Raw genomic sequence first — 19,645 nt, 5'->3', positions numbered from 1 at the left:
GAACTCAGATCCCCACCGTGAAACCGCTGGACCAGCCCTGCATCGTCGCGACCATGCTGTCCCACGCGCCCGTGAGGAGCAGGACACCGGTGACGATCATCATGCCGCCGCCGATCCGCATGACCCAGGCGTAGTGCTTCTTGACCCAGCCGAACGTGCCGAGCGCCTTGCGGAACGCGAGGGCCGCGAGGACGAACGGTACGCCGAGGCCGACGCAGTACGCGAAGGCGAGTATCGCGCCGCGCCCCGCGCTGGCCTCCTGGAAGGCGAGCGCCTGGACGGAGGCGAGGGTCGGGCCGATGCACGGGGTCCAGCCGATGCCGAAGAGCGCGCCGAGCAGCGGGGCGCCGATCAGCCCGGCGGCCGGCTTCCGGTGGAAGCGGAACTCGCGCTGGGTGAGCCAGGGCATCAGGCCCATGAAGAAGACGCCCATGAGGACCATGAGCACGCCGAGGACCGTGGTGAGCGTCTCGCGGTACTCCTGGAGCGTCGCGCCGAAGTAGCCGAAGAGCGCCCCGCCGGAGACGAACACGGCGGAGAAGCCGGCGACGAACAGGACGGCTCCGGTGGTCATCCGGCCGCGCCGGCGCTCCGCGAGGTCCGTGCCCGTGACGCCGGTCACGTACGAGAGGTAGCCCGGGACGAGGGGGAGCACGCACGGCGAGAAGAAGGAGACCAGTCCGCCGAGGACCGCGATGGGGAGGGCGAGCAGCAGGGCTCCGCTGGTGACCGTCTCGTTCACGGGCTCACTTCTCCTTGAGGAGCGGCTCGATCATCGACCGGAGCTTCTTCTCGTCGAGTGCCATGAGCGAGCGGGCGGCGATCCTGCCCTCCTTGTCGAGGACGACGGTGGAGGGGATGCCCTGGAGGCTGAGGGTGCCCTTGGGGAAACCGAAGAGGATCAACTTGCCCTGCGGGTCGTAGAGGCTGGGGTAGGGGACCCCGTAGTCCTCCTCGAAGGCGAGGGCGGGCTGCTTGTTGGGGTCGCGGGTGTTGAGGCCGACGAACTCGACGCCCTGGCCCTTGAGGTCCTGGGCGACCTTGGCGAAGTGGGGGGCCTCGGCGCGGCAGGGGCCGCACCAGGAGCCCCAGGCGTTGAGGACCACGACCTTGCCCTTGAGGTCGGCGACGTCGAGCTGCTTGCCGTCGAGGGTCTCGCCCGCGAGCTTCCCGGTGGCCGCGCGCTCGCCCTTGGCGGCGGTGGAGATGCCACCCGTGTTGGTCACGAAGTTGGTGTTGCCACCGCCGCCGGACTTGCCGCTGTCGTCGCCGCAGGCCGAGAGCGTGAGGGCGGCGGTCAGCGCTCCGACGGCGAGCAGGGTGCGGCGAGGGGCACGGCTAAGGCTCATGTGAAAAGTTTCGCATGGGCGTTTGGGGGATCTTGGGCACCCCCCTACGTGCCCGTAAAGCCCCTTGTCAAGGCTGCTTAAGCGGCCGTGAGGAAGGTGTTCCAGCCGCCGGTGGGCTTCTGTCCCACGTCGAGCGAGCGCAGCTTGTCCAGGATCAGCGGGTCCTGGACGTCGAGCCAGTCCACGAACTGCCGGAAGGAGACCAGCCTGACGTCCTTCTTTCCGGCCATCCCCTTGAGCGCGTCCTCGACGGCGTCCATGTAGATGCCGCCGTTCCACTGCTCGAAGTGGTTGCCGATGAAGAAGGGGGCGCGGTTCGACTCGTACGCGCGCGTGAAGCCGCCGAGGAGCGCCTCGGTGGCCTGCTTGCGCCAGCCCGGGTAGCGGGAGGGCATCCCCTTCGTCGTGTTGTTCGACTGGTTGGCGAGGATGTTGTAGTCCATCGAGAGGACTTCGAAGCTGTGGCCGGGGAAGGGCACGGCCTGGAGCGGCAGGTCCCAGATCCCCTGGCGCTTGTCGGGCCACATCTGCCGGCCGCCGGGCGAGCTGGCGTCGTAGCGCCAGTTGAGCCGCTTGGCGGTGGGCAGCAGGTTGTCCTGGCCGAGGAGGCAGGGGGTGCGGCCGCCGACGAGCTCCTTGGAGTAGTCGAAGGGCAGCGGGTCGAGGTCGGTCCAGCCGCTGTTGGTCTTCCACTCGGTGACGAACCTGGTGGCCTGGTCGATCTCGCTCTGCCACTGGGCCGGGGTCCAGTTGCCGACGGATCCGGAGCCGCCGCAGAAGTGCCCGTTGAAGTGGGTGCCGATCTCGTGGCCGTCCAGCCACGCCTGCCGGACGTACTTCAGGGTGTCCTTGATGTGGGCGTCGGTGAGGTAGCCGATGTCGGAGGCGCCGACGCGGTTGTTCGGCGGGCGGTAGAGGTCCTTCTTCGCCTCGGGCAGGAGGTAGATCCCGGAGAGGAAGAAGGTCATCGCCGCGTCGTGGTTCTTCGCGAGTTCGAGGAAGCGGGGGAAGAGGCCGTTGCCGACCTCTCCGGCGCCGTCCCAGGAGAAGATCACGAACTGCGGGGGCGTCTGGCCCGGTTCGAGCGGGACGGGCGTGTCGGGCTGGTGCGGCTGCTTGCCGGTGTCGGCGGTGGAACCGTCGCCGATGAGCCGGGCGTCGTCCTTGCTCGGGGTGGGCGCGGTCGGGTCCGTCGTGACGTCGCCCCCCTTGCCGGGTCCGGAACGTCCCGGCTTGTCCTGGTTGTTGGTACCGCACCCGGCGATGCCGACGGCCGCCGCAGCCCCGACACCCGCCCCGAGCAGCCTCCTTCGACTGATACCGCTGATCCCGCGCATGACATCCCCATTCGCGCTGACGTATGAACTGAACGTCATCCAAACCGACAATGAGTGAGATGCAGGGAGGAACACGGAGGTTCCGGGAAATAGCACAAAAATTTAAGGACGTTCGGATGACATGAACATCATCGAACGCCCTGAACTGTGGACCTTCGCCCGCACGCTGTCCAGTGGAGCGGCGCACGCACGCGAAAGGCGCCCCGGAGAACCGGGGCGCCTTCCCGCGGGAACTACGCCGTCCCTTCCGGGAGGACCCGTCAGGCCCCGAACGCCTTCGACGCGCCCTTGACCGGCTTCGCCCCCGCCAGGAGGTGTGCCGGGACCAGGTCCCGGGCCGGCTCGCTGTACCCGACCGAGACGATCTTGTCGCCGCGGTAGGTGAAGGAGGTCAGCGAGGCGAGCGTGCACTGGCGCCGCCGCGGGTCGTGCCACAGCCGCCGCTTCTCCACGAAGCTGCGGACGATCCAGATCGGCAGCTGGTGGCTGACGCAGACCGCCTCGTGGCCCCGGGCCGCGTCCTTGGCCGCGTCGAGCGCGCCCATCATCCGCACGACCTGCTCGACGTACGGCTCGCCCCAGGACGGCTGGAACGGGTTGGTGAGGTGCTTCCAGTTCGCCGGCTTGCGCAGCGCCCCGTCGCCGACGCCGAAGGTCTTCCCCTCGAAGACGTTCGCCGCCTCGATCAGCCGCTCGTCGGTGGCCAGGTCGAGGCCGTGCGCCTTGGCGACCGGCGTCGCCGTCTCCTGCGCCCGCTCCAGCGGGGAGGCCACGACGTGGGTGATGTCGCGGTCGGCCAGGTGCTCGGCGACCCGGTCCGCCATCTGACGGCCCAGCTCGGACAGGTGGTAGCCCGCGCGGCGCCCGTAGAGGACGCCGTCGGGGTTGTGCACCTCGCCGTGGCGCATCAGGTGGACGACGGTGATGTCCTGGTCGCTCGTCGGAAGGCTCGTGGCGTCGCTCATGCCGTCGCCTCCGCGGCGGCGCGGGCGGCGGCCGGCAGGGCGGCGGCGATGCGCTCGACCGCCCGCTCGTCGTGCGCGGCCGACACGAACCAGGACTCGAACGCGGACGGCGGCAGGTACACGCCGTCGGCCAGCATCGAGTGGAAGAAGGCGTTGAAGCGGAACGCCTCCTGCTTCCTGGCCTCGTCGTAGTTCGTCACCCGGTCCGCGGTGAAGAACACCGAGAACATGTTGGACGCGGTCTGCAGCCGGTGCGCCACGCCCTCCTTCGTCAGCGCGCCGGTGACCAGGGCCTGGATCTCCGCCGAGACGGCGTCCACCGTCCTGTACGCGGCCTCGTCGAGCAGCCGCAGCTGCGCGAGGCCGGCGGCGGTCGCCACCGGGTTACCGGAGAGGGTGCCGGCCTGGTAGACCGGTCCGGCCGGGGCCAGGTGCCCCATCACGTCGGCGCGGCCGCCGAACGCCGCGGCCGGGAAGCCGCCGCCCATGACCTTGCCGAAGGTCATCAGGTCGGGCTTCACGCCGTCGACGCCGTACCAGCCGGCCCGGCTGGTGCGGAAACCGGTCATCACCTCGTCGGAGATGTACAGCGCGCCGTTCTCCCGGCACAGGTCCGCCAGACCCTGGTTGAAGCCCTCGGCCGGCGGGACGACGCCCATGTTGCCGGGCGAGGCCTCCGTGATGACGCAGGCGATCTCGCCCGGGTGCGCCGCGAAGGCCTCCCGGACCGCCGCCAGGTCGTTGTAGGGCAGCACGATGGTGTCGCCGGCCTGCGCACCGGTCACGCCGGGCGTGTCCGGGAGGCCGAAGGTCGCCACGCCGGAACCGGCGGCGGCCAGCAGCGCGTCCACGTGGCCGTGGTAGCAGCCCGCGAACTTGACGACCTTGGCGCGCCCGGTGAAGCCGCGGGCGAGCCGGATCGCGGACATCGTGGCCTCCGTACCCGAGGAGACCAGACGCACCTGCTCGACCGGCTCGATCCGCGCGACGATCTCCTCGCCGAGCGCGACCTCGCCCTCGCCGGGCGTGCCGAACGAGGTGCCGCGGGCGACGGCGGCCTGCACCGCGGCGGTGACCTCCGGGTGCGCGTGGCCGAGAATCATCGGCCCCCACGAGCAGACCAGGTCGACGTACTCACGACCGTCCGCGTCGGTGAGGTACGGACCGGAACCGGACACCATGAACCGGGGCGTTCCGCCCACGGCCCGGAAGGCACGTACCGGTGAGTTCACGCCGCCGGGCGTCACGAGGGAAGCGCGGTCGAAAAGCGTCTGTGAGACTGGGGCTTCGTATGAATACGGCACTGTGATCCTGACCTGCGAGAACGACTTCGGGCACGACATCGGGAACGGAGGGACGGCGTGGACATCCTGGGTACGACGCCGGGGCGCCCGCCTTCTACGTCTGCGAAACTGGGGCGTCATAGGGATGACTCACGGAATCCATGGTGTCAGAGGCCACGGCGTTCTTGCGGACAGGTGTTTCACCGTACGAACGCGGGGGAGGTCACTGACACGATGATCGGGTTGCGCGGCACCGTCGTGTTGCCGAGAAAAAGCAGTCGGGTGGAGATATGCATCGCGGTGGCGGACCGGGCGAGGGGACGGACGACCTGGGTCCGGAGTCTGCCCGGCGGGGGAGGCACCGGCGCCGGCGGCGGGAGGATCCGGCCGGGTCGGAGGGCCGGGCGACCCCGGAACCCGCGGCGGAACCGCCCCCTGTCGGCGGGAGCCGGAGCTTGGGGGTGACGTACAAGTACTTCGGCGCGCCCAACAGCGCGACCGCGGCCCAGGTCCCCATCTCGATGCGCCCCGAGGAGCTCGGCGGCGACGAGCTCGGCATGGGCGGCATGTTCACCAAGATCAAGCCCGAGACCATAGCGGCCATGGTCCTGACCGGCATCCAGGGCATGCCCCTGAACAAGGTGCCCCCGCTGGAACTGGTCGTCCTCCACCCCGACTACGCCGTGGTGAAGCTGCCCATGACCGTCGTCGACCCGCTGCGCGGCATCGGCGAGGAGTCGGTCGGGGCCGCCGCCTTCATCTGGTCGACGGTCCCCGACCGCGGCGGACCGCGCGACGCCTTCGACGTGTACCAGCTGCTCCACGAGTGGCAGGACTTCTCCGTCCGCCTCCACGAGGCCGGCCACCAGCCGTACTGCCTGGTCTGGCCCTGACCCGCCGAGGCCCGCACCGCCGCCTCCGGTCGAACCCGGCGGCGGGGCCCGCACCCGCCGGACCCGGCGGGTGGCACCCGCGCGATCCCGCCGGCCGCTCCCTGGCCCGTGCCGCCCCGGGGCGGCACCCTGGTCCCCGGTGCCACGACCGAGAAGGAGCAGCACAGTGACCCAGCAGTTCGGGGAGTACCAGAACGAGATCTACTTCGAGGGCCTCTTCGGCGTGCAGCCGAAGTACCCGATGGCGTTCGCGGAGCTGGAGACGACGGCCCGGGCCGCTCTCCCTCCGTCGGTCTGGTCCTACGTCGCGGGCGGCGCGGGCGACGAGCACACCCAGCGGGCGAACGTCCGGGCGTTCGAGCGCTGGGGCCTCGTCCCCCGGATGATGGTCGGCGCCGCGCGGCGTGACCTCTCCGTCGAGCTGTTCGGGCTGACGCTGCCCTCCCCGCTGTTCATGGCGCCCGTCGGCGTGATCGGCCTGTGCGCCCAGGACGGGCACGGCGACCTGGCCACCGCGCGCGCCGCGGCCCGCACCGGGGTGCCGATGGTCGCGTCGACGCTCTCCGTCGACCCCCTGGAGGAGGTGGCGGGGGCGTTCGGCACGACGCCCGGCCTCTTCCAGCTCTACACGCCGACCGACCGCGAGCTGGCCGCGAGCCTCGTGCGGCGCGCCGAGGCCGCCGGGTTCCGCGGCATCGTCGTCACCCTCGACACCTGGATCACCGGGTGGCGCCCGCGGGACCTGAGCACCGGCAACTTCCCGCAGCTGCGCGGCCACGCGCTCGCCAACTACACCTCCGACCCGGTCTTCCGGGCCCGGCTCGCGAAGGCGCCCGAGGAGGACCCGGGGGCGGTGGTGCGGGAGTGGACGCAGATCTTCGGGAACCCGCTGACCTGGGACGACCTGCCGTGGCTGCGCTCGCTCACCGATCTTCCGCTGATCCTCAAGGGGATCTGCCACCCGGAGGACGTCCGCCGCGCCAGGGACGGCGGCGTGGACGCCGTGTACTGCTCCAACCACGGCGGGCGGCAGGCCAACGGCGGCCTCGCCGCCCTGGACGCGCTGCCCGGCGTCGTCGAGGCGGCCGAGGGCCTGCCGGTGCTCTTCGACTCCGGGGTGCGCGGCGGCGCGGACGTGGTGAAGGCGCTGGCGCTCGGCGCGACGGCGGTGGGCGTCGGCCGCCCGTACGCCTACGGGCTCGCGGCCGGCGGCGAGGACGGCGTGGTCCACGTCCTGCGGTCGCTGCTCGCCGAGGCCGACCTGATCATGGCGGTGGACGGCTATCCGGCCCTCGCCGACCTGCGGGCGGACGGCGCGCTGGTCCGCGTCTGACCCCCACTCCGCCCGGCTCGCCCCCCGCCCCGCCCGCCGCCCGCACGCCGAGCGGCTCACCGCACGCCGCGGCCGTCACCGCCGGCCGCCGGCCCGTCGCCTCCCGGCTCCGCGGCCCGTGCGTTCGCCGCCGCCTTCGCGGCCGCGGCGAGCTCGCGGGCGGAGGCGAGCCGGTAGGGCACGTCGACGACCACGACGTTCTTCATGAACAGCAGCCGGCTCTTGAGCCGCAGCGCGCTCTGGTTGTGCAGCGGCTGCTCCCACCAGTGCCCCACCACGTACTCGGGGATCACCACCGAGACGACGGCGTCCGCCCTCCGCTCGGGCGCCTCCCGGACGTGCCGCAGCACGGGCTGGACGATCGAGCGGTACGGCGAGTGGAGCACCCGCAGCGGTACGTCGATCCCGTGCGCCTCCCAGGACGCGCGGAGCACCTCCGCCTCGGCCGGGTCCTCGGCGACGGTGACCGCCGTCAGCGAGGCCGGGCGCAGCGTCTTGGCGTACGACAGCGCCCGCAGGCTCGGCGCGTTGACGGAGGCCACCAGGACCAGGACGTGGTTCTCGGCGAGGGCGTGGGGACGCTCCCCCGGGCCCACGGCGACCTCGGCGGCGACGGCCTCGTAGTGCCGCCGCACCCCCTTCATCCCGGCGTAGAGCACCGGCATCGCGATGACGACGATCCAGGCGCCGTGGGTGAACTTGGTGAGGAGCACGATGACGAGGACGACCGCCGTGAGGCAGGCGCCGAAGGCGTTGATCGCGAGCCGGCGCCGGATGCCGTGGCGGTCGGCGGCGCCCGCGGGGGTGGCGAGCTCCCGGCGCCAGTGCACGACCATGCCGGCCTGGGACAGGGTGAAGGAGACGAAGACGCCCAGGATGTAGAGCTGGATGAGGCGGGTCAGCTGGGCGTCGAAGGCGACGATGAGGACGATCGCGGCGAGGGCGAGGAGCACGATGCCGTTCGAGTAGACGAGCCGGTCGCCGCGGTGGAAGAGCTGGCGCGGCGCGTAGCGGTCGCGGCCGAGGACCGAGGCGAGCATCGGGAAGCCGTTGAAGGCGGTGTTGGCCGCCAGGACCAGGACGCCGGCGGTGACGGCCTGGAGCGCGTAGAACAGGACGTGCCAGTCGCCGAAGGTGGCCCGGCCGATCTGGGCGAGGGCGGTGGACATCGGAGTGCCGGGCGGGAGGCCGAGCTCGGTGGGGTCCTCGGCGACGTGGACCTCGTAGACCATGGCGAGCACGGTGATCCCGAAGAACATGGTCGCGGAGAGCACCCCCATGATCGCGAGCGTCATGGCCGCGTTGCGGCTCTTGGGCTTGGCGAAGGCGGGCACGCCGTTGCTGACGGCCTCGACGCCGGTCAGCGCGGTGCAGCCGGAGGCGAAGGCCCGCAGACCGAGCAGGACGAGCGCGAGCCCCGAGTAGACGGACACCTCCTCCACCGGCAGCGAGGCGGACTCGGCGCGGATCGTCGCCCCCGTCGCCATCCGCACCGCCGCGACGGCGAACATCAGGAAGACGACGCCGATGAACGCGTACGTGGGGAGGGCGAACCAGCGGCCCGACTCGCGCACCCCGCGCAGGTTCATCCAGGCCAGCACCACGACGAAGAACACCGACAGCGCGACGGCGTGGCCGTCGAGCGAGGGGACGGCCGAGGTGATGGCGGCGACCCCGGAGACGACGGAGACCGCGACGGTCATCACGTAGTCGATGAGCAGCGCGGAGGCGGCCGTGAGCGCCGCCCGCTGCCCGAGGTTCTCGGCGGAGACGACATAGGCCCCGCCGCCGCCCGGGTAGGCGTAGCAGGTCTGCCGGTAGGAGGCGACGACGACGAGCAGCAGGATCACGATGCCGGCCGCCGCGTACCAGGCCAGGTGGAGCACCGCGAGCCCGCCCAGGGCCAGGATCAGCAGGATCTCCTCGGTGGCGTAGGCGACCGAGGAGAGCGGGTCGCTGCAGAAGACCGGCAGGGCGACCCGCTTCGGCAGCAGCGTCTCGCCGAGCCGACCACTGTCCAACGGACGACCGACCAGCAGGCGTTTCGCCGCACTTCCAGCTCTCATAAGTGATGAAGTTAGGACGAATGGGATGTAATGCGCGGAAGCCGCGCCCTGGGGCAGCCCCGTACGAGGAAGGACCTGACGCGTGAGCGGAGTACGAATGGCCGGCGGACCCATGCAGATCGGCGAGGTCGCCGCACGGACCGAACTCTCCCTGCGGACCATCCGGCAGTACGAGGACAGCGGCCTGGTCGTACCGTCCGCCGCCTCCCCGGGCGGCTTCCCCCTCTACACCGACGCGGACGTCTCCCGGCTGATGGTCGTCCGCCGCATGAAGCCGCTCGGCTTCACCCTCGACGAGACCCGCGAGCTCCTCACCGCCGTCGACCTCCTCGCCGCCGACCGCGCCGGCACGGCCGGCGAACTCGACCCCGACGAGCGCGCCGCCCTCACCGCCCGCGTGCGCCGGTACGAGCAGGCCGCGGCGGAGCGCGTCGCCGAACTCCGGGCGCAGCTGGCCCGCGCCGAGGAGTTCGCCGACTCGCTGCGCACCCGCCTCACGACCACCCGGTCCTGACCCGGACGGCCAGCCCCTCAGCCGGCCAGCGCGTCGGCGAGCTCGCGGAAGAAGCGGGCGTACGCGGCGGGGCTCGGCGGCGTCTCGGGGTTCCACGGGGCGAGCCGGGCACCCGGCAGGACCCCGTGCGGCGGCGTGGCGTGCTCGCGGCTGTCGAAGAGCACCAGGCCGGGCCGGAGCTCGGCGGCGCGGTCCCAGTCGCCGGTGAGCCAGTTGGCCCCGGGACCGGGGCCGGGGTCCAGCAGCCGGACCCCGAGCTCCGCGAGCCGCGCCAGCTCGGGCCAGGCCGACGGACGGGCCAGGTGCACCTGGCCGGGACCGGCGCCCGAGAGGGCCAGCACCCCGACGTCCGACCGGGCCGCGGCCTCCCGGAGGGCGGCCTCCGCCTCGTCCTGAGCGGCCGCCTCCGGCACAGCCACCCCCAGCGAGACGGCCAGCGCGCCGAAACGGTCCAGGATCGCCGGCAGCGTGAGCTCGTTGCCGACGGACAGCGCGACCAGGGGCACCCCGAGCGCCTCGGGCAGCGCCTCGTCCAGCGCGTACGGGCTCTTGCCGTCGTAGGTGACGTCCACGACCAGGTCCGGCCGCAGCTCTCTCAGCAGCCCCTCGTCCAGAGCCCGCCCCGGCCCGGCGTAGCGCACCCCGGCGGCCGCGAGTCCGCCCGCCTTCGCCGGGTCGAGCGCCTCGCCGTCGTGCCCGGAGCCGTAGACGGCCACCGGCGTGATCCCGAGGTCGTGGAGGGCCGCACCGGCCCGCACGTACGCGACCACCCTCCGCGGCACACCGTCCGCGCCCTGCTCCGCGCCCCTGTCGTCCGTGAATCCCCATGCCTGTGCTGCGGACATGCGGCTGCTCCCTCCCCGGCCGGAATCTCCCTGTTCGCCACCTTGGAACGGTTCCCCGGCCCGCACAAGAGGGCCTGCCCGCCACCGCCGGACGCCCCCGGGGGGGGCGGGTCGGGACTTCGGTCCCGGACCCCCCTGCCGAAAGTCCCCCGGGGTGGTGTTAACTGAACAGATCGGGAGGAAGCAGTACGCATCACCAGTGCCGTCGCGCACGCGCGCCACCTGCCGGGGCGCGCCGGGCGCGGGCGGCCCGCACGTCCTGGAGCCAGCCATGTCCTTGCCCGGCCCGTTGTCCGACCCCCGTGTCCTCACGCTCTTCGGCCTGCTCGCCGTCTCGACGGTGGTCTGGCTGACCGCGGGCATGCGCGCCCGCTCCCGTGACCGCCGTCACCGGGCGGACCTCCCGCTGGAGCGCGTCTGGCACCCGCAGGAGTCCGTGGCCCTCACCCCGGCCGAGGAGCACGCCTTCGGCCAGGTCGTCTCCCGCCTCACCCCCGGATCGCCCGGCCGCCTGCGCTGAGCGCCCGGGCGCGGGGTCTCAGGCCCAGGCGCGCGGGTCGCGGCCGGTCGTCGCGAGGAGGCGCTCGAAGGCGGTGGCCCGCCCGGGCAGCTCGACCGCCTCGCCGAAGACGTTCATCTTCCGGGCCGTCGGCGCCATCCGCGCGACCTCCTCGGTGAGCCCCTCCACCACGGCCGGGTCGGGCTCGAAGGCCCGTCCGGTGGCGCGCGCCAGGTCCCAGGCGTGCACGGTCAGGTCGAGCAGCACCATGGACCCGACGGTCCGGGCGGGCATCCCCATCGCGCCGGTGGTGCCCTCGTCGGCGCCGGGCGCCGCCCAGGCCGCGACGAGCTTTCCGGTCTCCGCGCCGAAGCGGGCGCGCCAGCCGGCCTCCCCCACCCGGTCGGGGGTCTCGGAGAAGTCGGCCGGCCGCTTGGCGGCGAGGGCCTGGAAGTGGACGACGACCGCGAAGAGGTGGTTCAGGAGGGCGCGCACGTCGTAGTCGGCGCAGGGCGTGGGCGCGCCGAGCGCGGCGTCGTCGACGCCCTCGACCAGGGGCGCGGCCTGGGCGGCGGCGGTGCGCAGCAGGTCGGCGATGCGGGGCGGGGCCTGGTTCGTCATGGGACCGACGCTACGGAGCCCGCCCGCCCGGGTCTTGAAGAAACACGCCACGAGCGTCCCGTCGGGCCGGGCGGGCGGCTCCGGGGACGGCCTAGCATCGGAGGATGTCCGCCTCCGCTCCCCGCCGGGACACCCGGGGGATCGTCGACCCCGCCGAACTGCTGTCCCGTGTGCGCTTCCGGCGGCACAGCCCGGCGCCGGAGCTGCGGCCGTTCCTGGAGCACTACTGGCTGATCGACTGGGAGCTTCCGGAGCCGTACGCGTCGCACGTCGTCCCGCATCCCACGGTGAACGTCGTCTTCCAGCGGTACGGTCCGCTCGACGGGCCGGAGGAGGCCGCCGAGGCGTCCGCCGAGGTCGCCGGGGTCGGGCTCGGCCTCTTCACCCAGAAGCTGGCCGGCACGGGCCGGGTCTGCGGGGTCCAGTTCCGGCCGGGCGGTTTCCGCCCCTTCGCGCCCGCGTGGCCGGTGTCGGAGTGGACGGGCCGCCGCGTGCCCCTCGCCGAGGTCTTCCCGGAGGAGCCGGCGGACGCCGGCCCGCCGTCCGCCGTGCCGTCCCACCCGCCGTCCGGCCCGCTGTCCGCCGTGCTGTCCCCGGACGCGGACCACGCGCGCGTGGCGGCGCTCGACGCCTTCCTGCTGGCCCGCGGGCCGGCGCCCGACCCGGCCGCCGCGCAGGCGATGGAGCTGGTGGAGCTGGTCCGCGCGGACCGCGGCGTCCGCACGGTGGCGCGGCTGGCCGCCGTCTCGGGCCTCTCGGCCCGCTCGTTGCAGCGGCTGTTCGCCTCGCACGTGGGCGTGGGCCCGAAGTGGGTGATCCTGCGCTACCGGATCCACGAGGCCCTGGAGCGGGCCGAGGAGGCGGGGGCGGCGGGCGCCCCGGACTGGGCCGCCCTGGCGGCCGAGCTGGGCTACAGCGACCAGGCCCATCTCGTACGGGACTTCACGGCGACGATCGGGGTGCCGCCGACGGCGTACGCCCGCGGAGTGTCGGTGCCGTGACCTACCGTGCGGAGATGGACGACGACACCGCACGCGTACGCCTGGAGCCCTGGTCCGAGGAGGACGCCGCCCTGCTGCGCGCCCTCAACGCGCCGGAGGCGATGCACCACCTCGGCGGCCCCGAGACCGAGGAGCAGCTCGTCCGGCGCCACCGCCGGTACGTGGAGATGAGTTCCGGCGACCCGGGCGCGGGGCGGATGTTCCGGATCGTGCTGCTGCCCGAACAGGTCGTGGCCGGCAGCATCGGCTACTGGGCGCAGACCTGGGACGGCGAGCCGGTGTACGAGACCGGGTGGGCCGTGCTGCCGGGCTTCCAGGGCCGCGGCGTGGCGACCTCCGCCACGCGCGCGGTGGCGCGCCGGGCCCGCGAGGCGGGCGGGCGGACCCGGCTGCACGCGTTCCCCTCGACGGACAACGCCGCGTCGAACGCGGTCTGCCGCAAGGCGGGGTTCGAGCTGCGCGGCGAGCGCGGTTTCGAGTACCCGCCGGGGCGGCCGATGCGCTGCAACGACTGGCGGCTCGATCTGGGGGACGCGGCCCTCTAGGGCCGTGCCAGGCGTCGCGGGGCAGAGGGGATTTTGACGACAGGCCCTAGGAGGCGTCGTCCGGCGTGCCCAGCGGCCGGGTGAAGTGGAAGGCCACGATGTCGAAGCGCTCCCGCAGGTAGAAGCGGTGGGCTCCGGTGCGGTGGGTGCCGGAGTCCAGGTTCAGCTCGTGGCAGCCGGCCGCGCGGGCGTGGGTCTCCAGGTGGGCGACGAGCGCGTGGCCGACGCCGGTCGAGCGCTCGGCGGCGGCGGTCACCAGGTCGTCGACGTAGAGCTTGCGCAGAGAGCTGGTGTTGTTCACGATCCGCCAGCCGGCCGCGCCGACGCAGCGGCCTTCGTCGGCGTAGGCGGCGCTGAACCGCAGCCCCTGGGGGTGCCCGGCCTCGTACACCTCGCGGAAGAGCTCCGGGGTGAGGTGCGGGCGCAGTTCCGAGAGGACGGGGAGGAGGTCGCTCTCCAGCCGCGGGTCGCCGGGTTCGAGGTCGGTGATCTTCATGGCGGGACGGTACCCCAGGCCGTCCCGGGGTTGACGGGAGTGGCACTCTCGCGGATATTTGTCTGCATCACGCAGAGGATGCGCACCGCAGCCACACGGCTCCGCCTCCCTTCGGAAGGACACCCCATGACCGTTCTCGTCACCGGCGGCCGCGGCCGCGTCGCCTCCGCCCTCCTCGGCCTGCTCGACGCCGCGGGCGTCGAGGCCAGGGCCGCCTCCAGGGACCCCGCCGGACTCTCCCCACCCCGCGGCGTCGGCACCGTGCGCTGCGACCTCGCCGACCCGGCCACCTTCGACGCCGCCCTGAGCGGCGTCGACGCCGTCTTCCTCTACGCCGAGCCCGCGCACGCCGCGGCCTTCGCCGACCGGGCCCGCGCCGCCGGCGTCGGGCACGTCGTCCTGCTCTCCTCCAGCGCCGTCCTCGCCCCGGACGCCGCCGGGAACCCGATCGCCGCCTCCCGCCTCGCGGCCGAACGCGCCCTCACCGCCGCCGCGGCCGCCGGCGCCTTCGAGACCACCCACCTGAGGCCCGGCGCCTTCGCCGGCAACACCCTGCTGTGGGCCCCGGCACTGCGGGAGGGCCGGGGACCGGCCCTGCCGCACCCCCGGACGCACGGCGACCCGATCCACGAGCGCGATGTCGCCGAGGCCGCCCTCGCCGTACTCACCCGGCCCGGGCTGCGCGGCTCCTCCTACGTGCTGACCGGCCCGGAGTCGCTGACCTTCGCCGAGCAGCTGGCGGTCGTCGCCGAGGTGACCGGCCGGCCCGCGCCCCACACCGTCGTCACCCCGGAGCGGTGGAAGGAGTCGGTCGCGGACTTCCTGCCCGCGGCGTTCGCGGACGCCCTGCTCTCCTACTGGGCCGCGCACGACGGCCGGCCGGTGCCCCTGACCCGTACGGTCGAGGAGCTGACCGGGCACCCGGCCCGGCCCTTCGCCGCGTGGGTCGCCGACCACGCCGAGGCGTTCCGCCCCTGACCGGACCCGACACGGCCCCCGCGCGCCGCCGCCGTGAATTGCCTGGCCGCCGCCGTCGCCGCGGTGCGATCCTGCCCCCGTGAACGGACCGGAGATCCAGATCAGCTTCGCCCCCGGCCTGCGGGTGTTCGTCCCCTCGGAGCGGCGCTCGGGCCGCACCGCGGTGACCACCGACGGCAGCTCCTCGCTCGGCCACGTCGTGGAGTCCCTGGGGGTGCCGCTCACCGAGGCCGGACGCCTCCTGGTCGACGGCCGGCCGGTCGACACCTCGTACGTCCCGGGCCCGGGCGACACGGTCGAGGTCGAGGGCGTCGACCGCCCGCAGCCGGTCCCCGGCGCCCCGCTGCGGTTCCTGCTCGACGTCCACCTCGGCACGCTGGCCCGGCGGCTGCGGCTGCTCGGCGTGGACGCGGCGTACGAGAGCGAGGACATCGGCGACCCCGCGCTCGCCACGCTCTCGGCGCGCGAGCGGCGGGTCATGCTCTCGCGCGACCGCGGCCTGCTGCGCCGCCGCGAACTCTGGGCGGGCGCCTACGTCTACAGCGACCGTCCGGACGACCAGCTCCGCGACGTCCTGGAGCGGTTCGCTCCCCCGCTCGCGCCCTGGACCCGCTGCACCGCGTGCAACGGCGAGCTGACCGGGGCCGACAAGGACACGGTCCGCGAGCGCCTCGAGCACGGCACCGAGAAGACCTACGACGTGTTCGCCGAGTGCACGGCCTGCGGCCGGGTCTACTGGCGCGGCGCCCACCACGCCCGCCTGGAGGCGATCGTCTCCGACGCGGTCCGCGAGTTCGGCGACGCGACGGCCGTCTAGGGGGCCTCGCGCCGAGGACCGAGCCGTCCGTCCCGGCCGCCTCCGCCGGGGCCGTCAGTCGAGGTCGCCGCCACGCAGCCGCTCGATCTGCGTGGCGCTCACCTCGACGGTGCGCCGCATGTGGGCGATGAGCAGGCCGAGTTCGGCGTCGCTGTAGACGTCGAACATGGTGCCCCAGGTGCGGTTCAGCTTCCGCCACAGGGCGCCGAGCTCCGCCGTCCGGGCGGGCACGAGGGACACCAGCACCCGCCGCCGGTCCTCGGTGTCACGCGCGCGCGTGACGTAGCCGGCGCGCTCCAGGCGGTCGACGAGCCGGGTCGCCGAACCGGTGGTGAGCCCAGTCAGCTCGGCGATCCGCCCGGTGGTCACCGGGCCCTCCTCCAGGCTGAGCAGGTTCAGGCACTGCACGTCGGTCGGATGGAGCCCGAGGTGGTCGGCGACGGCCTGGTTGAACAGGGCGTAGGCGGCCATGTAGCGCCGCGCCTCCCCGTACAGCTCGGTCATCAGGGCCTCGCGCCGCACGGAACTCTTCTGCGTCATGCAGGGATTGTACGGTCCGGGGGCCGCCGGCTCAGGGGCCCTCGGCCGTCAGGTAGCGCTGCACGGTCGGGCCCAGCCAGGCGACGATCTCGTCGGTGGACATCTCGACGGCCGGCGGCAGCCGCAGCACGTAGCGGGTGAGCGCCATCCCCAGGATCTGGGAGGCGACGAGCGCCGCCCGGCGCGGGGCGTCCTCCGGGTCGGGGCACACGCCGCGCGTGACGGGGCCGAGCTGCCGGGCGAAGACCGCCTGCATCCGGGCCGCCCCGGCCTCGTTGGTGACCCCCACCCGCAGCATCCCGGTCAGGACGTCGTCCCGCTCCCAGCGCTCCAGGAAATGGGTGACCAGGACCGCCCCGATGTGGCGCGCCGGCAGCAGCCCCAGCTCGGGCAGGTCGAGCTCGATCTCGGAGGCGGCCGCGAACAGCCCCTCCTTGTTGCCGTAGTAGCGCATGACCATCGACGGGTCGATCCCGGCGTCGCGGGCGATCGCCCGGATGGTGGCGCGCTCGTACCCGTCGGAGGCGAAGCGCTCGCGGGCGGCCTCCAGGATGGCGGCCCGGGTGGCGTCGGAGCGGCGGACGGTCGTCATACCAACGACTGTAGGCCAACAGGTGTTGACATGTCATCCGAGCCGCCCCTACCGTGGTCAACGAGCGTTGGCAAACAACCGTTGGCCAACGGACGTGGGCACCCTGGAGGACGCCATGAGCACCACCACGGACACGGACGTACTCGTCATCGGCGCGGGCCCCACCGGCCTGCTCCTCGCCGGCGACCTCGCCGCCGCCGGCATCCGCGTCACCCTCGTCGAGCGCCGCGCGCACGGCCTCGGCAACCTGACCCGGGCCTTCGGCGTCCACGCCCGCACCCTGGAGCAGCTCGACGCCCGCGGCCTCGCGGACGACCTCCTCGCCACCGGCACGACCCTCGCCCACGCCCGCCTCTTCGGCCGCCTCGACCTCGACCTGACCCGGCTGCCCACCCGCTTCAACCACCTGCTCGTCACCCCGCAGTACGAGGTGGAGCGCCTCCTGGAGCGACGGGCCACCGCCGCCGGCGTCACCTTCCGCCACGACACCGAACTGCGCGGACTGCGCCAGGACGCCGAGACCGTCACGGCCGACCTCACCGGCCCCGACGGCCCCCTCACCCTCCGCGCCCGCCACCTCGTCGGCGCCGACGGCGTCCGCAGCGCCGTCCGCACCGCCCTCGGCCTGCCCTTCCCGGGCCGCGCGGCCATCCGCTCCATCGTCCTCGCCGACGTCCGCCTCGCCGAGGAGCCCGCCGAGTCCTTCACCGTCAGCGGCTCCGGGAGCGCCTTCGTGTTCCTCGCCCCCTTCGGCGACGGCTGGTACCGGGCCATGGGCTGGGACCGCACCCGTCAGGTCCCCGACAGCGAGCCCGTCGACCTCGACGAGCTCCGCGGGATCGCCCGCACCGCCCTCGGCACCGACCTCGGCATGCACGACGCCCGCTGGATCTCCCGCTTCCACAGCGACGAGCGCCAGGCCCCCGCCTACCGGGTGGGCCGGGTCTTCCTCGCCGGGGACGCCGCCCACGTCCACTCCCCCGCCGGCGGCCAGGGCATGAACACCGGCCTCCAGGACGCCGCCAACCTCTCCTGGAAGCTGGTCGCCGCCCTCCGCGGCGAGGCACCCGACCCCGAGGCCCTCCTCGACAGCTACCAGTCCGAGCGCCACCCGGTCGGCGCCGCGGTCCTGCGCAGCAGCGGCGCCATCGTGCGCCTCGCCATGGCCCACACCCCGCTCACCCGGGCGGCCCGCTCCCTCGCCGCCGGCCTCGTCGGCGCCGTCCGGCCCGCCGGCCTCCGGGCCATGAGCATGATCAGCGGCATCGGCATCGCGTACGCGCCGCAGCCGGGCGCCCGCCGGCCCTCGGGCCGCCGCGCGCCCGACGTCCGCCTCCGGGAGGGACGACTCTACGAACTGCTCCGCGCCGGCGCCTTCGTCCTCATCACCCCGGCCGGCGCGCCTCCGGTGCTCCCGGCGACCGCCCCCGTCGCCCCGGAGCACCTCGTCCACGCCACCTGGACCGACCCGGCCCGGCGCGCCACGGTCCTCGTCCGCCCCGACGGATACGTCTTCCGGGCCGACCGCTGACCGCCCGCCTCCTCACCTCAGAAGACGTACGGGTCCCCCGTGGCGAGCACCAGGACCCGGTGGCGGTCGTTCCTCGGGTTCCGGTCGGCCACCCCGTCCCGCCACGCCGTCGTGACGTCCACCGTCATCTCGTCCGGCAGGCCCGCCGTCCGCAGATCGAGCGCCAGCTCCCCGAAGCCGCCCTCCGCCCGCAGCTCCCCGGTCCGGCACGACACGACCCGGTCACTGCTCCACAGGCAGGCCGGCGGCAGCTCCTGGCCACCCGCCATCGGCTCGGAGAAGGCCAGCCGGACCGTCGCCTGCGACAGGTCCGAGGGCCCGTGGTTCTCGCTCACCAGCCAGACCCCGACCCGCCCGTCCCAGAGGGAGACGTGACCGTGATGGGACAGATCCGCCTCGGGCCCGGCCACCGGCCCCACCGCGCCGGCGCTCCCGCCCACGCCCGTCACTACCACGGCCGCGAGAACGGCCCCGAGCACACCCATCCGCAATCCACGCATAGCCATAAAATACCGACGGACCATCACATATGGTGACAAGCCATCAGTCCGCGTGTCCCGGCGCCATCCCCGGCCGCCCCGCCCCGCGAAGCCGCCGCACCCCGCCCCCACCTATCCTGACCGGGCGATCGACGTAATCGACCACCTGCGCGAGGAGCACGTCATGACCGGCCCCGGTACCCCCATCGCCGTCATCACCGGAGCGAGCAGCGGAATCGGCGCCGCCACGGCCAGGCAGCTCGCCGCCGCCGGCTACCGCGTGGTCCTCACCGCCCGGCGCAAGGACCGCATCGAGGCCCTGGCCGCCGAGATCAACGCCGCCGGCCACCAGGCCGCGGCCTACGCCCTCGACGTCACCGACCGCGCCGCCGTCGACGAGTTCGCCACCGCCTTCCGCACCCTCGCCGTCCTCGTGAACAACGCCGGCGGCGCCCTCGGCGCCGACCCCGTCGCCACCGGCGACCCCGAGGACTGGCGCCGGATGTACGAGGTCAACGTCCTCGGCACCCTCCACATGACCCAGGCCCTACTCCCCGCCCTCACCGCGAGCGGCGACGGCACGGTCGTCGTCCTCTCCTCCACCGCCGGCCACTCCACCTACGAGGGCGGCGCGGGCTACGTCGCCGCCAAGAACGGCGCCCGCGTCCTCGCCGAGACCCTCCGCCTGGAGATCGTCGGCACCCCCGTCCGCGTCATCGAGATCGCCCCCGGCATGGTCAAGACCGACGAGTTCGCCACCACCCGCTTCCGCGGCGACACCGACAAGGCCGCCAAGGTCTACGCCGGCGTCGAGTCCCCCCTCACCGCCGACGACGTCGCCGACACCATCACCTGGGCCTGCACCCGCCCCCCGCACGTCAACATCGACCTCCTCGTCGTCCGCCCCCGCGCCCAGGCCTCCAACACCAAGGTCCACCGCGAGCTCTAGCGAACGACGGAA

At 73.6% G+C, this 19,645-nt stretch carries 22 protein-coding genes; 10 read left to right on the top strand and 12 right to left on the bottom strand.

Going from position 1 to position 19,645, the window contains the following annotated elements; all coding sequences use genetic code 11:
• Window positions 1-4: 4 nt before the first annotated feature.
• The 5 genes from ACZ60W_RS29825 to hemL all read right to left on the bottom strand — a co-directional run bounded on the left by ACZ60W_RS29825 (window position 5) and on the right by hemL (window position 4,994).
• Window positions 5-742 carry a cytochrome c biogenesis CcdA family protein gene (locus ACZ60W_RS29825; RefSeq protein WP_469758493.1) on the bottom strand — a complete coding sequence of 246 codons (738 nt, stop codon included), beginning with the start codon at window positions 740-742 and terminating at the stop codon, window positions 5-7.
• Window positions 743-746: 4 nt separating this feature from the next.
• The gene (locus ACZ60W_RS29820; protein ID WP_469758492.1) at window positions 747-1,349 is read right to left on the bottom strand and encodes a TlpA family protein disulfide reductase; all 603 of its coding nucleotides are present in this window, start codon (window positions 1,347-1,349) and stop codon (window positions 747-749) included.
• Between the two features lie 77 nt (window positions 1,350-1,426).
• Window positions 1,427-2,677 (bottom strand): polysaccharide deacetylase family protein, encoded by a 1,251-nt coding sequence (locus ACZ60W_RS29815; RefSeq protein WP_469758504.1) that lies wholly within the window; start codon window positions 2,675-2,677, stop codon window positions 1,427-1,429.
• A 269-nt stretch (window positions 2,678-2,946) separates the two neighbouring features.
• On the bottom strand, window positions 2,947-3,651 hold the full coding sequence (locus tag ACZ60W_RS29810) for a histidine phosphatase family protein (protein ID WP_469758491.1): 705 nt from the start codon (window positions 3,649-3,651) through the stop codon (window positions 2,947-2,949).
• Window positions 3,648-4,994 (bottom strand): glutamate-1-semialdehyde 2,1-aminomutase, encoded by a 1,347-nt coding sequence (hemL, locus tag ACZ60W_RS29805; protein WP_469758490.1) that lies wholly within the window; start codon window positions 4,992-4,994, stop codon window positions 3,648-3,650. The genes ACZ60W_RS29810 and hemL overlap by 4 nt, the downstream gene beginning before the upstream one ends.
• Before the next feature lie 230 nt (window positions 4,995-5,224).
• Here hemL and ACZ60W_RS29800 point away from each other — a divergent pair, with 230 nt between their 5' ends.
• Entirely contained in the window at window positions 5,225-5,827 is a 603-nt protein-coding gene (locus ACZ60W_RS29800) for a hypothetical protein (RefSeq protein WP_366308786.1), read from the top strand.
• Between the two features lie 166 nt (window positions 5,828-5,993).
• Window positions 5,994-7,160, top strand: coding sequence for an alpha-hydroxy-acid oxidizing protein (locus ACZ60W_RS29795; RefSeq protein WP_469758489.1), 1,167 nt, complete (start codon window positions 5,994-5,996; stop codon window positions 7,158-7,160).
• Window positions 7,161-7,216: 56 nt separating this feature from the next.
• Here ACZ60W_RS29795 and ACZ60W_RS29790 read toward each other — a convergent pair whose 3' ends face one another.
• Entirely contained in the window at window positions 7,217-9,226 is a 2,010-nt protein-coding gene (locus ACZ60W_RS29790; protein WP_469758488.1) for an APC family permease, read from the bottom strand.
• Window positions 9,227-9,323: 97 nt separating this feature from the next.
• Between ACZ60W_RS29790 and ACZ60W_RS29785 the strand changes: the two genes are divergently transcribed.
• A complete protein-coding gene (locus tag ACZ60W_RS29785) occupies window positions 9,324-9,740 on the top strand; it encodes a MerR family transcriptional regulator (RefSeq protein WP_469758503.1) in 417 nt (138 codons plus the stop codon).
• 17 nt (window positions 9,741-9,757) lie between these two features.
• Here ACZ60W_RS29785 and ACZ60W_RS29780 read toward each other — a convergent pair whose 3' ends face one another.
• A complete protein-coding gene (locus ACZ60W_RS29780) occupies window positions 9,758-10,585 on the bottom strand; it encodes an ABC transporter substrate-binding protein (RefSeq protein ID WP_469758487.1) in 828 nt (275 codons plus the stop codon).
• A 271-nt stretch (window positions 10,586-10,856) separates the two neighbouring features.
• Here ACZ60W_RS29780 and ACZ60W_RS29775 point away from each other — a divergent pair, with 271 nt between their 5' ends.
• Window positions 10,857-11,105 (top strand): hypothetical protein, encoded by a 249-nt coding sequence (locus ACZ60W_RS29775; RefSeq protein ID WP_469758486.1) that lies wholly within the window; start codon window positions 10,857-10,859, stop codon window positions 11,103-11,105.
• Window positions 11,106-11,123: 18 nt separating this feature from the next.
• On the opposite strand, the gene ACZ60W_RS29770 is transcribed toward ACZ60W_RS29775, so the two are convergent.
• A complete protein-coding gene (locus ACZ60W_RS29770) occupies window positions 11,124-11,705 on the bottom strand; it encodes a TIGR03086 family metal-binding protein (protein WP_469758485.1) in 582 nt (193 codons plus the stop codon).
• A gap of 104 nt (window positions 11,706-11,809) precedes the next feature.
• Here ACZ60W_RS29770 and ACZ60W_RS29765 point away from each other — a divergent pair, with 104 nt between their 5' ends.
• Window positions 11,810-12,706 carry a DUF6597 domain-containing transcriptional factor gene (locus tag ACZ60W_RS29765; protein WP_469758484.1) on the top strand — a complete coding sequence of 299 codons (897 nt, stop codon included), beginning with the start codon at window positions 11,810-11,812 and terminating at the stop codon, window positions 12,704-12,706.
• A 14-nt stretch (window positions 12,707-12,720) separates the two neighbouring features.
• Window positions 12,721-13,251, top strand: a complete 531-nt coding sequence (locus tag ACZ60W_RS29760) for a GNAT family N-acetyltransferase (RefSeq protein WP_469758483.1) — start codon at window positions 12,721-12,723, stop codon at window positions 13,249-13,251.
• A gap of 46 nt (window positions 13,252-13,297) precedes the next feature.
• Here ACZ60W_RS29760 and ACZ60W_RS29755 read toward each other — a convergent pair whose 3' ends face one another.
• Window positions 13,298-13,747, bottom strand: a complete 450-nt coding sequence (locus tag ACZ60W_RS29755) for a GNAT family N-acetyltransferase (RefSeq protein ID WP_469758482.1) — start codon at window positions 13,745-13,747, stop codon at window positions 13,298-13,300.
• 126 nt (window positions 13,748-13,873) lie between these two features.
• Here ACZ60W_RS29755 and ACZ60W_RS29750 point away from each other — a divergent pair, with 126 nt between their 5' ends.
• Both ACZ60W_RS29750 and ACZ60W_RS29745 read left to right on the top strand, forming a co-directional pair.
• Window positions 13,874-14,725, top strand: a complete 852-nt coding sequence (locus tag ACZ60W_RS29750; protein WP_469758481.1) for an NAD(P)H-binding protein — start codon at window positions 13,874-13,876, stop codon at window positions 14,723-14,725.
• 79 nt (window positions 14,726-14,804) lie between these two features.
• Window positions 14,805-15,542, top strand: a complete 738-nt coding sequence (locus ACZ60W_RS29745) for a Mut7-C RNAse domain-containing protein (protein ID WP_469758480.1) — start codon at window positions 14,805-14,807, stop codon at window positions 15,540-15,542.
• Between the two features lie 54 nt (window positions 15,543-15,596).
• Here ACZ60W_RS29745 and ACZ60W_RS29740 read toward each other — a convergent pair whose 3' ends face one another.
• Both ACZ60W_RS29740 and ACZ60W_RS29735 read right to left on the bottom strand, forming a co-directional pair.
• Window positions 15,597-16,082, bottom strand: a complete 486-nt coding sequence (locus ACZ60W_RS29740; RefSeq protein ID WP_469758479.1) for a MarR family winged helix-turn-helix transcriptional regulator — start codon at window positions 16,080-16,082, stop codon at window positions 15,597-15,599.
• 31 nt (window positions 16,083-16,113) lie between these two features.
• The gene (locus tag ACZ60W_RS29735) at window positions 16,114-16,674 is read right to left on the bottom strand and encodes a TetR/AcrR family transcriptional regulator (RefSeq protein WP_469758478.1); all 561 of its coding nucleotides are present in this window, start codon (window positions 16,672-16,674) and stop codon (window positions 16,114-16,116) included.
• Window positions 16,675-16,789: 115 nt separating this feature from the next.
• Here ACZ60W_RS29735 and ACZ60W_RS29730 point away from each other — a divergent pair, with 115 nt between their 5' ends.
• Window positions 16,790-18,205: an FAD-dependent monooxygenase gene (locus ACZ60W_RS29730; protein WP_469758477.1), complete on the top strand. Its 1,416-nt coding sequence runs from the start codon at window positions 16,790-16,792 to the stop codon at window positions 18,203-18,205.
• 17 nt (window positions 18,206-18,222) lie between these two features.
• On the opposite strand, the gene ACZ60W_RS29725 is transcribed toward ACZ60W_RS29730, so the two are convergent.
• Window positions 18,223-18,705 (bottom strand): hypothetical protein, encoded by a 483-nt coding sequence (locus tag ACZ60W_RS29725; RefSeq protein ID WP_469758476.1) that lies wholly within the window; start codon window positions 18,703-18,705, stop codon window positions 18,223-18,225.
• 163 nt (window positions 18,706-18,868) lie between these two features.
• Here ACZ60W_RS29725 and ACZ60W_RS29720 point away from each other — a divergent pair, with 163 nt between their 5' ends.
• Window positions 18,869-19,633 carry an SDR family NAD(P)-dependent oxidoreductase gene (locus tag ACZ60W_RS29720; protein WP_469758475.1) on the top strand — a complete coding sequence of 255 codons (765 nt, stop codon included), beginning with the start codon at window positions 18,869-18,871 and terminating at the stop codon, window positions 19,631-19,633.
• The last annotated feature ends 12 nt before the right edge of the window (window positions 19,634-19,645 follow it).

The sequence above is a fragment of the Streptomyces sp. NPDC104202 genome, assembly GCF_055584185.1.
Note: the sequence above shows the minus strand (reverse complement) of the source record. Positions and strands in the feature narration are given on the sequence as shown.

What these genes read in the sequence shown, in the direction of transcription:
- ACZ60W_RS29740 (WP_469758479.1), bottom strand. Translation starts at nt 16,082, where the DNA reads ATGACGCAGAAGAGTTCCGTGCGGCGCGAGGCCCTGATGACCGAGCTG.
- ACZ60W_RS29790 (WP_469758488.1), bottom strand. Translation starts at nt 9,226, where the DNA reads ATGAGAGCTGGAAGTGCGGCGAAACGCCTGCTGGTCGGTCGTCCGTTG.
- ACZ60W_RS29810 (WP_469758491.1), bottom strand. Translation starts at nt 3,651, where the DNA reads ATGAGCGACGCCACGAGCCTTCCGACGAGCGACCAGGACATCACCGTC.
- ACZ60W_RS29820 (WP_469758492.1), bottom strand. Translation starts at nt 1,349, where the DNA reads ATGAGCCTTAGCCGTGCCCCTCGCCGCACCCTGCTCGCCGTCGGAGCG.
- ACZ60W_RS29765 (WP_469758484.1), top strand. Translation starts at nt 11,810, where the DNA reads ATGTCCGCCTCCGCTCCCCGCCGGGACACCCGGGGGATCGTCGACCCC.
- ACZ60W_RS29750 (WP_469758481.1), top strand. Translation starts at nt 13,874, where the DNA reads ATGACCGTTCTCGTCACCGGCGGCCGCGGCCGCGTCGCCTCCGCCCTC.
- ACZ60W_RS29775 (WP_469758486.1), top strand. Translation starts at nt 10,857, where the DNA reads ATGTCCTTGCCCGGCCCGTTGTCCGACCCCCGTGTCCTCACGCTCTTC.
- hemL (WP_469758490.1), bottom strand. Translation starts at nt 4,994, where the DNA reads ATGTCGTGCCCGAAGTCGTTCTCGCAGGTCAGGATCACAGTGCCGTAT.
- ACZ60W_RS29800 (WP_366308786.1), top strand. Translation starts at nt 5,225, where the DNA reads ATGCATCGCGGTGGCGGACCGGGCGAGGGGACGGACGACCTGGGTCCG.
- ACZ60W_RS29730 (WP_469758477.1), top strand. Translation starts at nt 16,790, where the DNA reads ATGAGCACCACCACGGACACGGACGTACTCGTCATCGGCGCGGGCCCC.
- ACZ60W_RS29720 (WP_469758475.1), top strand. Translation starts at nt 18,869, where the DNA reads ATGACCGGCCCCGGTACCCCCATCGCCGTCATCACCGGAGCGAGCAGC.
- ACZ60W_RS29755 (WP_469758482.1), bottom strand. Translation starts at nt 13,747, where the DNA reads ATGAAGATCACCGACCTCGAACCCGGCGACCCGCGGCTGGAGAGCGAC.
- ACZ60W_RS29725 (WP_469758476.1), bottom strand. Translation starts at nt 18,705, where the DNA reads ATGCGTGGATTGCGGATGGGTGTGCTCGGGGCCGTTCTCGCGGCCGTG.
- ACZ60W_RS29780 (WP_469758487.1), bottom strand. Translation starts at nt 10,585, where the DNA reads ATGTCCGCAGCACAGGCATGGGGATTCACGGACGACAGGGGCGCGGAG.
- ACZ60W_RS29785 (WP_469758503.1), top strand. Translation starts at nt 9,324, where the DNA reads ATGGCCGGCGGACCCATGCAGATCGGCGAGGTCGCCGCACGGACCGAA.
- ACZ60W_RS29735 (WP_469758478.1), bottom strand. Translation starts at nt 16,674, where the DNA reads ATGACGACCGTCCGCCGCTCCGACGCCACCCGGGCCGCCATCCTGGAG.
- ACZ60W_RS29770 (WP_469758485.1), bottom strand. Translation starts at nt 11,705, where the DNA reads ATGACGAACCAGGCCCCGCCCCGCATCGCCGACCTGCTGCGCACCGCC.
- ACZ60W_RS29760 (WP_469758483.1), top strand. Translation starts at nt 12,721, where the DNA reads ATGGACGACGACACCGCACGCGTACGCCTGGAGCCCTGGTCCGAGGAG.